This is a genomic window from Microbacterium sp. C23T, from assembly GCF_053345975.1.
The window spans coordinates 74,502-86,617 of sequence record NZ_JBKFBD010000021.1; the positions used below are offsets into that span (position 1 = coordinate 74,502).

The window sequence follows — 12,116 nt, forward strand, 5'->3', positions numbered from 1 at the left end:
GGATCAGGCGACGGGGACGCGGACGAGCCCGCGCGCCTCGAGGGCGGCGACGATCCGCCCGGTGATCTCGTCGAGGCTGCCCACACCGTCGACCGGCACGACGAGGTCGCGCGTCTCGTACACGCCGAGGATGGGCGCCGTCTCGCGCTCGTAGATCGCCAGACGGTTGGCGATGACCTCTTCGGTGTCGTCGCTGCGACCCTGCTCGGCAGCACGGCCCGCGATGCGCGAGATGCTCTCCTCACGCGGCACGTCGAGCAGGATGACGGCGTCCAGCGCCTCGTCGCGTCCTTCGAGGAACTCGTCGAGGTGCATGACCTGAGCCACGTTGCGGGGGTAGCCGTCGAGCAGGAAGCCGCCCTCGGCGTCGCCCTGCGAGAGGCGCTCGCGCACCACGGCGCTGGTCAGCTCGTCGGGGACCAGGTCGCCCGCCTCGATGATGGCCTTCACCTGGCTGCCGAGGTCCGAGCCGTCCGCGACGGCGGCGCGGAACACGTCGCCCGTCGAGATGGCCGGGACGCCGAACGCCTCGGCGATGCGGATGCCCTGCGTGCCCTTGCCCGAACCCTGCGGGCCGACGATCAGAAGTCGCGTCATCGGAGGAGCCCTTCGTAGTGGCGCTGCTGCAGCTGCGCGTCGATCTGCTTCACCGTCTCGAGACCCACGCCGACGATGATCAGGATCGAGGCGCCGCCGAACGGGAAGTTCTGGTTGGCGCCGACCGTCGCGAGGGCGATGAGCGGCAGGAGCGCGATCAGACCGAGGTAGATCGAGCCCGGCAGCGTGATGCGCGTGAGCACGTAGTCCAGGTACTCCGCCGTGGGGCGACCGGCACGGATGCCGGGGATGAAGCCGCCGTACTTCTTCATGTTGTCGGCGACCTCGACCGGGTTGAACGTGATCGCGACGTAGAAGTACGTGAAGCCGACGATGAGGAGGAAGTACAGCGCCATGTACAGCGGGTGGTCGCCGCGCACCAGGTACAGCTGGATCCATGCGACCCAGGCCGGAACCTCTTCGCCCGCCTGCGGCTGGTTGAACTGCGCGATGAGCGCCGGGATGTACAGCAGCGACGAGGCGAAGATGACGGGCACGACGCCGGCCATGTTGACCTTGATCGGGATGTACGTGTTCGTGCCGCCGTAGGTGCGGCGTCCGACCATGCGCTTGGCGTACTGGACGGGGATGCGGCGCTGTGACTGCTCGACGAAGACGACGAGCGCGACGACGACGATGCCGACGGCCAGGACGAGCAGGAAGACCTCGAAGCCCTTGGACTGCCAGATCGCCCACATCGAGGCGGGGAACGCTGCGGCGATCGAGGTGAAGATCAGCAGCGACATGCCGTTGCCGATGCCGCGCTCGGTGACGAGCTCGGCGAACCACATGATGAGGCCGGTGCCGGCGGTCATCGTGATGATCATGAGCAGCTGAGCCCACCACACGTCGTTCGTGAGGAGGTTCTCGCACTCGGGAACACCGGTGGTCCCGAAGAGCTGGCCGCTGCGCGCAACGGTGACGAGCGTGGTCGACTGCAGCAGTGCGAGCGCGATCGTGAGGTAGCGCGTGTACTGCGTGAGCTTGGCCTGGCCCGCCTGGCCCTCCTTGTAGAGGGTCTCGAAGTGCGGGATGACGACGCGCAGCAGCTGCACGATGATCGTCGCCGTGATGTATGGCATGACGCCGAGGGCGAAGATCGACAGCTGCAGGAGGGCGCCGCCGGAGAAGAGATTCACCAGCGAGAGGAGGCCCTCGGTGCCGGCGGACTGCCGCAGACACGACTGCACGTTCGGGAAGTCGACGAACGGCGCAGGAACGTGCGCGCCGAAGCGATACAGGGCGATGATCGCCAGTGTGAATGCGATCTTCCGCCGAAGGTCGGGTGTGCGGAAGATCCGCGCGATGGCGCTGAACAAGAGGATTCCTCCAGAGGGGGCGTCGGCACGCAGACGTACCGACGTCCAGGGTAACCCAGTGGGGGCCGGAGCAAGCTCCGACCCCCACTGTGTGCGTATTACTTGACGGCGCCGCCCGCGGCGACGATCTTCTGCTCGGCCGAAGCCGAGACCTTGTCGACCGACACGTTGAGCTTCACCGCGATGTCGCCGGTGCCGAGCACCTTGACCTTCTCGTTCTTGCGCACTGCACCCTTGGCGACCAGGTCGCCGATGGTGACGTCGCCACCAGCCGGGTACAGCTCCGCGAGCTTGTCCAGGTTCACGACCTGGTACTCGACGCGGAACGGGTTCTTGAAGCCGCGGAGCTTCGGGGTGCGCATGTGCAGCGGCATCTGCCCACCCTCGAAGCCGACCTTGACCTGGTAGCGGGCCTTCGTACCCTTGGTACCGCGACCCGCCGTCTTGCCCTTCGAGCCCTCACCGCGACCGACACGGGTCTTCGCGGTGTTGGAGCCGGGGACCGGACGAAGGTGGTGCACCTTCAGCACGCCCGGGCGCGAGGCCGGAGCGTCCTTCTTGGGGGCAGCCTTCTTCGCGGGGGCCTTCTCAGCCTTGTCCGCCTTGGCGGCGGCCGCCTTCGCGGGGGCCTTCTCGGCGGCAGCCTTGGGAGCAGCAGCCTTCTTCTCGGCGGCAGCCTTGGGAGCAGCAGCCTTCTTCGGGGCCTTCTCGGCCTCGACGGCGTCGTTCTTCTCAGCCATCAGTCGATCTCCTCAACCTTCACGAGGTGCGCGACGGTCCGGACGTAGCCGCGCGTCTGCGCGTCGTCGGGGCGGACGACCGAGTCGCCGATCCGCTTCAGACCGAGCGAACGCAGCGTGTCACGCTGGTTCTGCTTCTCGCTCACCTTGGACTTGACCTGCGTAACCTTCAGGCGCGCAGCCATCAGACACCTGCCTTCGCAGCGGCCGCGGCCTCAGCCTCGGCACGGACGAGACGGGCGGGGGCGACCTGGTCGAAGTCGAGACCGCGACGCGCGGCGACCGCACGGGGCTCCTCGAGCTGCTTCAGGGCCTCCACCGTCGCGTGGACGATGTTGATCGTGTTCGACGAGCCGAGCGACTTCGACAGCACGTCGTGGATACCGGCGCACTCGAGGACGGCACGCACCGGGCCACCGGCGATGACACCGGTACCGGCGGCGGCGGGGCGCAGCAGCACCACACCGGCAGCGGCCTCACCCTGCACGGGGTGCGGGATGGTCGAGCCGACGCGCGGCACGCGGAAGAAGTTGCGCTTGGCCTCTTCGACACCCTTCGAGATCGCCAGGGGCACCTCGCGGGCCTTGCCGTAGCCGACGCCCACCACACCGTTGCCGTCGCCGACGACGACGAGCGCGGTGAAGCTGAAGCGACGACCACCCTTGACGACCTTCGACACGCGGTTGATGGTGACGACACGCTCGAGGAACTGGCTCTCGTTGCGATCGCGACCACCGCGGTCACCGCGGGTCTGGTTGCGCTCGCGCCCACCGCGGCGCGGCTCGCGCTCGCGCTCGGCGGGAGCCGTCGCGGCGGCGTCGGCCGGAGCCTCGGCAGCAGCCTGCTCGGTCACGATGTTCTCCTTGTTGTCACTCACAGGTTCAGACCTCCCTCGCGGGCGCCGTCGGCGATCGCCGCGACACGGCCGGCGTAGCGGTTGCCGCCACGGTCGAACACGACGTCCGAGACGCCGGCGGCCTTCGCACGCTCGGCGACGAGCTCGCCGACCTTGCGGGCCTTGGCGGTCTTGTCACCGTCGAACGTGCGCAGACCGGTCTCGAGCGTCGAGGCCGAGGCCACGGTGTGGCCCTTGCTGTCGTCCACGACCTGCACGAAGACGTGGCGGGCCGAACGGGTGACGACGAGGCGCGGACGCAGCTCGGTGCCGACGACCTTCTTGCGGAGGCGGGCATGACGGCGCGAACGCGCCTGGGTCTTTGTCTTGACAGCCATGGTCACTTACCACTCTTTCCGGCCTTGCGACGAACGACCTCGCCGGCATACCGCACACCCTTGCCCTTGTACGGCTCGGGCTTGCGGATCTTGCGGATGTTGGCCGCGGCCTCGCCGACGGCCTGCTTGTCGATGCCCGCGACCGTGAGCTTGTTGTTGCCCTCGACGGTCAGGGTGATGCCCTCGGGCGCCTCGACGAGGACGGGGTGCGAGAAGCCGAGAGCGAACTCGACCGCCGTGCCCTTCTGCGCAACACGGTAACCCGTGCCGACGACCTCGAGACCCTTGGTGTAGCCCTGGGTGACACCGATGATGTTGTTGTTGATGAGCGTGCGGGTCAGGCCGTGCAGCGAACGCGAGGCGCGCTCGTCGTCGGGACGGGTCACGACGACCTGCGCCTCTTCGACCTTGACTTCGATGGGACGGGCCACGGTGAGCAGGAGCTCGCCCTTGGGGCCCTTGACGGCGACATCCTGGCCATCGACCGAAACGGTCACGCCGGCGGGGATGTCGATCGGAAGACGACCGATTCTCGACATGTCAGATCACCACACGTAGGCGAGGACTTCCCCACCCACGCCCTTCTGCTCTGCCTGACGGTCCGTGAGGAGACCGGAGGAGGTGGACAGGATCGCGACGCCGAGGCCGCCGAGGACGCGGGGGATCTCGGTCGACTTCGCGTACACGCGGAGGCCGGGCTTCGAGACGCGCTTGATGCCGGCGATCGACCGCTCGCGGTTCGGGCCGTACTTGAGCGTCAGGGTGAGGGTCGAGCCGACGCGGGCGTCGCTGACCTCCCACGCGGAGATGTAGCCCTCCTGCTTGAGGATCTCGGCGATGTGGGTCTTGAGCTTGGAGCTCGGCAGCGACACGGAGTCGTGGTGCGCCGAGTTCGCGTTGCGCAGACGGGTCAGCATGTCTGCGACCGGGTCTGTCATTGTCATTTCTTGATTCCTTTGTTCACGAGGTATCGGCAGGCGTTACACGCCGGACGACCTTCCATGATTGCCATGTTCAGTTATGGGATCCGGATGCCTCGACCCGCGCGCATGCGCCCGGGTCGAGGCATCCGATTCAGGAATTACGCCTGCGCCTCGTCCGACTTGAACGGGAAGCCCAGGGCGCGCAGGAGTGCGCGGCCCTCGGCGTCCGTCTTCGCCGTCGTCACGATGGTGATGTCGAAGCCGCGGACGCGGTCGATCCTGTCCTGGTTGATCTCGTGGAACACCGACTGCTCCTGGAGACCGAAGGTGTAGTTGCCGTGACCGTCGAACTGGGCGCCCGAGAGGCCGCGGAAGTCGCGGATGCGGGGCAGCGCCAGGTTGACGAGGCGGTCGATGAACTCCCACGCGCGGTCACCACGGAGGGTGACGTGCGCGCCGATGGCCTGGCCCTCACGCAGCTTGAACTGCGCGATGGACTTGCGGGCCTTGGTCACGACCGGCTTCTGACCGGTGATCTTGGTGAGGTCGTCGACCGCACCATCGATCACCTTGCTGTCGCGAGCTGCCTCGCCGACACCGGTGTTCACGACGACCTTGACCAGGCCGGGGATCTGCATGACGTTGGCGTAGCCGAACTCGTCCTGCAGAGCCTTCTTGATCTCGCCGTTGTACTTCTGCTTCAGGCGGGGCTGGATCTTGCCAGCCTCCACGGCAGTGGTGCTGCTCATGTTCAGAGGTCCTTGCCTGACTTCTTCGCGTAGCGCACGCGGACGGTGCGCTTCACGCCGTCCTTGGTCTGCTCCTCGACACGGTGGCCGACACGGGTCGGCTTCTTGGTCGAGGGGTCGACGACCTGGACGTTGGAGATGTGGATGGGGGCTTCCATCGTCTCGATGCCGCCCGTCTTGGTGCCGCGCTGCGACTGACCGACACGGTTGTGCTTCGTGACGAAGTTGACGCCTTCGACGATCACGCGGTTCTGCTCGGCGAAGATCTCGAGGACCTTGCCCTGCTTGCCGCGGTCGCCGCCCTTGTCCTGCTTCTTGCCCGTGATGACCTGAACCAGGTCACCCTTCTTGATCTTGGCCATGGGGTCAGATCACCTCCGGTGCGAGCGAGACGATCTTCATGAACTTCTTGTCACGAAGCTCACGACCGACCGGTCCGAAGATGCGGGTGCCGCGGGGCTCCCCGTCGTTCTTCAGGATGACGGCGGCGTTCTCGTCGAACTTGATGTACGAACCGTCGGGACGACGGGTCTCCTTCTTGGTGCGAACGACGACGGCCTTGACGACGTCGCCCTTCTTGACGTTGCCGCCCGGGATCGCGTCCTTGACGGTGGCCACGATGATGTCACCGAGACCCGCGTAACGGCGGTTCGATCCACCGAGAACGCGGATGGTGAGCAGCTCCTTGGCGCCCGTGTTGTCGGCGACCTTGAGGCGGGACTCGTTCTGAATCACTTGGCCTTCTCCAGGATCTCGACCAGACGCCAGCGCTTGGTGGCGCTGAGCGGGCGGGTCTCGTTGATGAGGACGAGGTCGCCGATGCCGGCGGAGTTCGTCTCGTCGTGCGCCTTCACCTTGGAGGTGCGGCGGATGACCTTGCCGTAGAGCGGGTGCTTCACGCGGTCCTCGACCTCGACGACGATGGTCTTGTCCATCTTGTCGCTGACGACGTAGCCACGGCGGGCCTTGCGGTAGCCACGGGCGTCGGCGTCGCGAACGTCGTGCTCGCCGTGCTCGACCTCAGCGGCCTGCTTCTTGTCAGCCATCACTCGGCCTCTTCCTTCGCGGCCTCGTCAGCGGCATCCGCCTTCTTGGCCTTCGTCTTCTTCGCCTTCGTCGCGGTCTCCAGCGGCGCGGGCGTGGCACGGATGCCGAGCTCGCGCTCACGGATCACGGTGTAGAGCCGCGCGATGTCGCGCTTGACCGCGCGAATGCGGCCGTGGCTCTCGAGCTGGCCGGTCGCCGACTGGAAGCGCAGGTTGAACAGCTCTTCCTTGGCCTTGCGCAGCTCCTCGACGAGGCGCTGGTCTTCGAACGTGTCGAGCTCGCTCGGGGCGAGCGTCTTGGTGCCGATCGCCATTACGCGTCGCCCTCCTCGCGCTTGATGATGCGTGCCTTGAGAGGCAGCTTGTGGATGGCACGGGTCAGGGCCTCACGAGCGAGTTCCTCGTTGACGCCGGCGACCTCGAAGAGGACGCGACCCGGCTTGACGTTTGCGACCCACCACTCGGGCGAACCCTTACCGGAACCCATGCGGGTTTCGGCCGGCTTCTTGGTGAGCGGACGGTCGGGGTAGATGTTGATCCACACCTTGCCGCCACGCTTGATGTGACGGGTCATCGCGATACGAGCGGACTCGATCTGACGGTTCGTCACGTAAGCGGGCGTGAGGGCCTGGATGCCGAACTCACCGAACGACACCTTGGTGCCACCGGTGGCCTGGCCCGAGCGGCCGGGGTGGTGCTGCTTGCGGTACTTGACCTTGCGGGGGATGAGCATTACGCCGACGCTCCTTCTGCCACGGGGGCCTCGTTGCGGCGGTCGCCGCCACGCTCGCCGCGGTCGCCACGCGGGCCGCCACGACGGTCGTCACGACGACGGTCCGACTTCGGCGCGTTGGCCTGCTCGCGAGCGAGCTCCTTGTTGGTGAGGTCGCCCTTGTAGATCCAGACCTTCACGCCGATGCGGCCGAAGGTGGTCTTCGCCTCGTAGAAGCCGTAGTCGATGTTCGCGCGCAGCGTGTGCAGCGGCACACGACCCTCGCGGTAGAACTCCGAGCGGCTCATCTCGGCGCCGCCGAGGCGGCCGGAGACCTGGATGCGGACACCCTTGGCGCCGGCGCGCTGAGCGCCCTGCAGGCCCTTGCGCATCGCGCGACGGAACGCCACACGAGCGGTGAGCTGCTCGGCGATGCCCTGCGCGACGAGCTGAGCGTCGGCCTCGGGGTTCTTGACCTCGAGGATGTTCAGCTGGATCTGCTTGCCGGTGAGCTTCTCGAGGTCGGCGCGGATGCGCTCGGCCTCGGCGCCGCGGCGACCGATCACGATGCCCGGGCGGGCGGTGTGGATGTCGACGCGAACGCGGTCACGGGTGCGCTCGATCTCGATGTTGCTCACGCCGGCCCGGTCGAGCTGGGTCTGCAGGAGCTTGCGGATGCGGATGTCCTCGGCGACGTAGTCGGCGTAACGCTGGCCGGGCTTCGTCGAGTCCGAGAACCAACGCGACACGTGGTCGGTCGTGATGCCGAGGCGGAAGCCGTACGGGTGGACTTTCTGTCCCATTACTTGCTCGCCTTCTTGCTCTTGGCAGCCGGCGCCGTCTCAGCGACCTCGGGGGTCGAGAGCACGACGGTGATGTGGCTGGTGCGCTTCTTGATCTGGAAGGCACGACCCTGCGCGCGGGGCTGGAAACGCTTGAGCGTCGTGCCCTCGTCGACGTACGCGTTCTTCACGTACAGGTCCTGCTCGTCCAGGTACTCGCCGTTCTTGTCTGCCGTGACGCGAGCGTTCGCGATGCCGGCGGCGACGAGCTTGTAAATCGGCTCGCTCGCACCCTGCGGTGCGAACTTGAGGATGGCCAGGGCCTCCTCAGCCTGCTTGCCCTTGATGAGCGCAACGACACGACGAGCCTTCTGAGGGGTCACGCGGATGTGTCGCACGCGTGCGATGGACTCCACCATTTCTCTCTCCTCTGCCCCCGCGTCAGCGGCGGCGGCCCTTCTTGTCGTCCTTCACGTGGCCGCGGAAGGTGCGGGTGGGCGCGAACTCGCCCAGCTTGTGGCCGACCATGGTCTCGGACACGAACACGGGGATGTGCTTGCGTCCGTCGTGCACGGCGATGGTGTGACCCAGCATGGCCGGGATGATCATCGAACGGCGCGACCAGGTCTTGATGACGTTCTTGGTGCCGGCTTCGTTCTGGACGACGACCTTGCGAAGCAGGTGCTCGTCGACGAAGGGGCCCTTCTTAAGGCTGCGAGGCATCTTCCTCTACTCCTACTTCCGCTTCTTGCCGGCGTTGCGACGACGGACGATGTACTTGTCGCTTTCCTTGTTCGCGTGACGGGTGCGGCCTTCGGCCTGACCCCACGGCGAAACCGGGTGACGACCACCGGAGGTCTTACCCTCACCACCACCGTGCGGGTGGTCGACCGGGTTCATGGCGACACCGCGGACGGTCGGGCGGATGCCCTTCCAGCGGTTGCGGCCGGCCTTGCCCCAGTTGATGTTCGACTGCTCGGCGTTGCCCACCTCACCGACGGTCGCGCGGCAGCGCGCGTCGACGTTGCGGATCTCGCCCGAGGGCAGACGCAGCTGGGCGTACGGGCCGTCCTTCGCCACGAGGCGAACCGACGCACCGGCCGAGCGGGCCAGCTTCGCGCCGCCGCCGGGGCGGAGCTCGATCGCGTGGATCACGGTACCGGTGGGGATGTTCTTCAGCGGCAGGTTGTTGCCCGGCTTGATGTCGGCCGACGGACCCGACTCGACGATGTCGCCCTGCGACAGCTTGTTCGGCGCGATGATGTAGCGCTTCTCGCCGTCGAAGTAGTGCAGGAGCGCGATGCGCGCGGTGCGGTTGGGGTCGTACTCGATGTGAGCGACCTTGGCGTTGATGCCGTCCTTGTCGTTACGACGGAAGTCGATGACGCGGTACTGACGCTTGTGGCCACCACCGATGTGACGCGTGGTGATGCGGCCCTGGTTGTTGCGGCCACCGGTCTTGCTGAGCGGGCGGAGGAGCGACTTCTCAGGCGTCGATCGGGTGATCTCGGCGAAGTCGGCCACCGACGAGCCGCGGCGACCCGGGGTCGTGGGCTTGTACTTGCGAATAGCCATATCTCTAGTCCTCTATCCCGACCGTCAGCCGACTGCCGTGAAGATGTCGATGGTGCCCGACTTCAGGGTCACGATGGCGCGCTTGGTGTCCTTGCGCTTGCCCGTGCCGAAGCGGGTGCGACGGGCCTTGCCCGTGCGGTTGAGCGTGTTGACCGCTGCGACCTTGACGCCGAAGATCTTCTCGATGGCGAGCTTGATCTCGGTCTTCGAGGCACGGGGGTCGACGAGGAAGGTGTACTTGCCCTCGTCGATGAGCCCGTAGCTCTTCTCCGAAACGACCGGCTTCAGGATGATGTCGCGCGGGTCCTTGTTGACGTTCGTCATGCCGAGACCTCCTGGGTGGCGGCGCTCTTCGACGCGACGAACGCGTCGTAGGCGGCCTTGGTGAAGACGATGTCGTCAGAGACGAGCACGTCGTAGGCGTTGAGCTGGTCAGCCGGCAGCACGTGCGCGAACGCGATGTTGCGGACGCTGAGGACGCTGATGTCGTCCGAGCGGTCCACGACCACGAGCACGTTCTTGGTGGCGCCGAGTGCCGTCAGGACCGCGACAGCGGCCTTGGTCGACGGGGCACCCTCGATCGCGAACGACTCCACGACGTGGAGGCGCTCACCGCGAGCACGGTCGCTGAGCGCGCCCAGCAGGGCGGCCGCGATCATCTTCTTGGGGGTGCGCTGCGAGTAGTCGCGCGGCTTCGGACCGTGGACGATGCCACCACCGGTCATGTGCGGCGCGCGGATCGAGCCCTGGCGGGCGTTACCCGTGCCCTTCTGCTTGAAGGGCTTGCGGCCGGCGCCCGAGACCTCACCGCGACGCTTGGTCGAGTGGGTGCCCTGGCGAGCCGCCGCGAGCTGCGCGACGACGACCTGGTGGATGAGCGGGATGTTCGTCTTGACGTCGAAGAGCTCGGCGGGAAGCTGGACGGAACCAGCCTTCTTGCCGTCTGCCTTCACGACGTCGAGCGCGAGAGTCGAGTCAGCCATGAGATCAGGCACCCTTCACTGCGTTGCGGACGTAGACGATGCGGCCGCGAGCACCGGGGACGGCGCCCTTGACGAGCAGCAGACCCTTCTCGGCGTCGATGGCGTGCACCTTGAGGTTGAGGACGGTCACGCGCTCGCCACCCATACGGCCGGCCATGCGCATGCCCTTGAAGACGCGGCTCGGGGTCGACGAGGCGCCGATCGAGCCGGGCTTGCGGTGGTTGCGGTGCGCACCGTGCGAAGCGGAGACACCCTTGAAGTTGTGGCGCTTCATGACACCCGCGGTGCCCTTGCCCTTGCTGGTGCCGACGACGTCGACCAGCTGGCCGGCCTCGAACGTGCCGTCCACCGTGAGCTCCTGACCGAGTGAGTAGTCAGCGGCGTCCGCGGTGCGGATCTCGGTGAGGTGACGGCGCGGGGTGACACCCGCGGCCTCGAAGTGGGCCGTGAGGGGCTGGTTCACCTTGCGGGGGTCGATCTGCCCGTAGCCGATCTGCACGGCCTTGTAGCCGTCCTTCTCGGGGGTGCGAACCTGGGTGACCACGTTCGGGGCGATCTCGATGACGGTGACGGGAACGAGCTTGCCGTTCTCATCCCAGACCTGGGTCATGCCGAGCTTGGTGCCCAGCAGGCCCTTGGAAACCTTGTTGTTGATGTCAGCCATGTCGAACCTCAGAGCTTGATCTCGATGTTGACATCGGCCGGGAGGTCGAGGCGCATGAGCGAGTCGACAGCCTTGGGCGTCGGATCGATGATGTCGATCAGACGCTTGTGGGTGCGCATCTCGAAGTGCTCGCGGCTGTCCTTGTACTTGTGGGGAGAACGGATCACGGCGATCACGTTCTTCTCCGTCGGAAGGGGCACGGGGCCCACGACCGTCGCGCCCGCACGGGTCACGGTGTCGACGATCTTCCGGGCCGACGAGTCGATGACCTCGTGGTCGTACGACTTCAGGCGAATGCGGATCTTCTGTCCCGCCATTGTCTGCTCACTCTCTTTCTCGCGTCATACCCCTGTGGCATTGGACGCACGTGGCGCAAAGCGCCATGGCACTTCTGCACCGCTTGCGCAGTGCGTGCTGCACCGCTGTTCTGCTGTCAATCCCGGGTGCCGCGCCGAAGCGCCGCGTCCCGGCATCCGTCCTCCCCCGCGCGCGAAGCAAAGCTCCGCCCGAGGTGGAATCGTGATGTGGTGGTTCTGCTGCCCGCGGCCTAGGACCCTGCGCTTATGCGCTGCCTATGCACTGCCCTGGCAGTGATCCGACGCACGCCAAGAGGGGCGTCGGAATGTGGAACCTCACTAGTCTACGTGCAGCCCGGGCGTGTCGCAAACTCGGGCGTGTCGCGACGCGGGTATGCTCGGTCGTTTCTCAGGAGGGTTCGCAGGATGGATGCTGCACCCCCATGCGAAAGGGCGGTCGCGCTGTGCGCGACCGCCCCCTCCCACCCTCCTATTTT

Annotated in this window: 22 protein-coding genes; all 22 read right to left on the bottom strand. The window is 66.7% G+C overall.

Going from position 1 to position 12,116, the window contains the following annotated elements:
* Positions 1–3: 3 nt before the first annotated feature.
* Positions 4–597: an adenylate kinase gene (locus ACLBXX_RS13175; RefSeq protein WP_447658389.1), complete on the bottom strand. Its 594-nt coding sequence runs from the start codon at positions 595–597 to the stop codon at positions 4–6.
* Entirely contained in the window at positions 594–1,916 is a 1,323-nt protein-coding gene (gene secY / locus ACLBXX_RS13180) for a preprotein translocase subunit SecY (RefSeq protein WP_045301508.1), read from the bottom strand. The genes ACLBXX_RS13175 and secY overlap by 4 nt, the downstream gene beginning before the upstream one ends.
* A gap of 98 nt (positions 1,917–2,014) precedes the next feature.
* Positions 2,015–2,656 carry a 50S ribosomal protein L15 gene (rplO, locus tag ACLBXX_RS13185; protein ID WP_387144662.1) on the bottom strand — a complete coding sequence of 214 codons (642 nt, stop codon included), beginning with the start codon at positions 2,654–2,656 and terminating at the stop codon, positions 2,015–2,017.
* Complete coding sequence (gene rpmD, locus ACLBXX_RS13190) at positions 2,656–2,841, bottom strand: 50S ribosomal protein L30 (RefSeq protein WP_018171461.1); 186 nt, start codon at positions 2,839–2,841, stop codon at positions 2,656–2,658. The genes rplO and rpmD overlap by 1 nt, the downstream gene beginning before the upstream one ends.
* Positions 2,841–3,509 carry a 30S ribosomal protein S5 gene (gene rpsE, locus ACLBXX_RS13195; protein WP_396821076.1) on the bottom strand — a complete coding sequence of 223 codons (669 nt, stop codon included), beginning with the start codon at positions 3,507–3,509 and terminating at the stop codon, positions 2,841–2,843. Before rpsE ends, rpmD begins: the two co-directional genes overlap by 1 nt.
* A 20-nt stretch (positions 3,510–3,529) precedes the next feature.
* Positions 3,530–3,889 (bottom strand): 50S ribosomal protein L18, encoded by a 360-nt coding sequence (gene rplR / locus ACLBXX_RS13200; RefSeq protein WP_056371381.1) that lies wholly within the window; start codon positions 3,887–3,889, stop codon positions 3,530–3,532.
* A 2-nt stretch (positions 3,890–3,891) separates the two neighbouring features.
* The gene (gene rplF, locus ACLBXX_RS13205; RefSeq protein ID WP_387144667.1) at positions 3,892–4,428 is read right to left on the bottom strand and encodes a 50S ribosomal protein L6; all 537 of its coding nucleotides are present in this window, start codon (positions 4,426–4,428) and stop codon (positions 3,892–3,894) included.
* 6 nt (positions 4,429–4,434) lie between these two features.
* Positions 4,435–4,833 carry a 30S ribosomal protein S8 gene (rpsH, locus tag ACLBXX_RS13210; RefSeq protein ID WP_045301501.1) on the bottom strand — a complete coding sequence of 133 codons (399 nt, stop codon included), beginning with the start codon at positions 4,831–4,833 and terminating at the stop codon, positions 4,435–4,437.
* Between the two features lie 137 nt (positions 4,834–4,970).
* A complete protein-coding gene (gene rplE, locus ACLBXX_RS13215) occupies positions 4,971–5,561 on the bottom strand; it encodes a 50S ribosomal protein L5 (protein ID WP_447658390.1) in 591 nt (196 codons plus the stop codon).
* A gap of 2 nt (positions 5,562–5,563) precedes the next feature.
* Positions 5,564–5,923, bottom strand: coding sequence for a 50S ribosomal protein L24 (gene rplX, locus ACLBXX_RS13220; RefSeq protein ID WP_310288358.1), 360 nt, complete (start codon positions 5,921–5,923; stop codon positions 5,564–5,566).
* A gap of 4 nt (positions 5,924–5,927) precedes the next feature.
* The gene (gene rplN, locus ACLBXX_RS13225; protein WP_056371389.1) at positions 5,928–6,296 is read right to left on the bottom strand and encodes a 50S ribosomal protein L14; all 369 of its coding nucleotides are present in this window, start codon (positions 6,294–6,296) and stop codon (positions 5,928–5,930) included.
* Entirely contained in the window at positions 6,293–6,607 is a 315-nt protein-coding gene (gene rpsQ / locus ACLBXX_RS13230) for a 30S ribosomal protein S17 (RefSeq protein WP_056371390.1), read from the bottom strand. The genes rplN and rpsQ overlap by 4 nt, the downstream gene beginning before the upstream one ends.
* Complete coding sequence (rpmC, locus tag ACLBXX_RS13235; RefSeq protein WP_045301493.1) at positions 6,607–6,921, bottom strand: 50S ribosomal protein L29; 315 nt, start codon at positions 6,919–6,921, stop codon at positions 6,607–6,609. The genes rpsQ and rpmC overlap by 1 nt, the downstream gene beginning before the upstream one ends.
* Positions 6,921–7,340 (bottom strand): 50S ribosomal protein L16, encoded by a 420-nt coding sequence (gene rplP, locus ACLBXX_RS13240; protein ID WP_018171451.1) that lies wholly within the window; start codon positions 7,338–7,340, stop codon positions 6,921–6,923. Before rplP ends, rpmC begins: the two co-directional genes overlap by 1 nt.
* Positions 7,340–8,122: a 30S ribosomal protein S3 gene (gene rpsC, locus ACLBXX_RS13245; protein WP_045301490.1), complete on the bottom strand. Its 783-nt coding sequence runs from the start codon at positions 8,120–8,122 to the stop codon at positions 7,340–7,342. Before rpsC ends, rplP begins: the two co-directional genes overlap by 1 nt.
* Positions 8,122–8,520, bottom strand: coding sequence for a 50S ribosomal protein L22 (rplV, locus tag ACLBXX_RS13250; protein ID WP_310288351.1), 399 nt, complete (start codon positions 8,518–8,520; stop codon positions 8,122–8,124). Before rplV ends, rpsC begins: the two co-directional genes overlap by 1 nt.
* A gap of 22 nt (positions 8,521–8,542) precedes the next feature.
* Positions 8,543–8,824, bottom strand: coding sequence for a 30S ribosomal protein S19 (gene rpsS / locus ACLBXX_RS13255; RefSeq protein WP_045275479.1), 282 nt, complete (start codon positions 8,822–8,824; stop codon positions 8,543–8,545).
* Between the two features lie 12 nt (positions 8,825–8,836).
* Positions 8,837–9,676 (bottom strand): 50S ribosomal protein L2, encoded by an 840-nt coding sequence (gene rplB / locus ACLBXX_RS13260; RefSeq protein WP_045301487.1) that lies wholly within the window; start codon positions 9,674–9,676, stop codon positions 8,837–8,839.
* Between the two features lie 24 nt (positions 9,677–9,700).
* The gene (gene rplW / locus ACLBXX_RS13265; protein WP_310288349.1) at positions 9,701–10,000 is read right to left on the bottom strand and encodes a 50S ribosomal protein L23; all 300 of its coding nucleotides are present in this window, start codon (positions 9,998–10,000) and stop codon (positions 9,701–9,703) included.
* Positions 9,997–10,659 (bottom strand): 50S ribosomal protein L4, encoded by a 663-nt coding sequence (gene rplD, locus ACLBXX_RS13270; protein WP_387144677.1) that lies wholly within the window; start codon positions 10,657–10,659, stop codon positions 9,997–9,999. The genes rplW and rplD overlap by 4 nt, the downstream gene beginning before the upstream one ends.
* Before the next feature lie 4 nt (positions 10,660–10,663).
* Positions 10,664–11,323: a 50S ribosomal protein L3 gene (rplC, locus tag ACLBXX_RS13275; protein ID WP_045301481.1), complete on the bottom strand. Its 660-nt coding sequence runs from the start codon at positions 11,321–11,323 to the stop codon at positions 10,664–10,666.
* An 8-nt stretch (positions 11,324–11,331) separates the two neighbouring features.
* On the bottom strand, positions 11,332–11,640 hold the full coding sequence (gene rpsJ / locus ACLBXX_RS13280; protein ID WP_018171443.1) for a 30S ribosomal protein S10: 309 nt from the start codon (positions 11,638–11,640) through the stop codon (positions 11,332–11,334).
* Between the last annotated feature and the right edge of the window lie 476 nt (positions 11,641–12,116).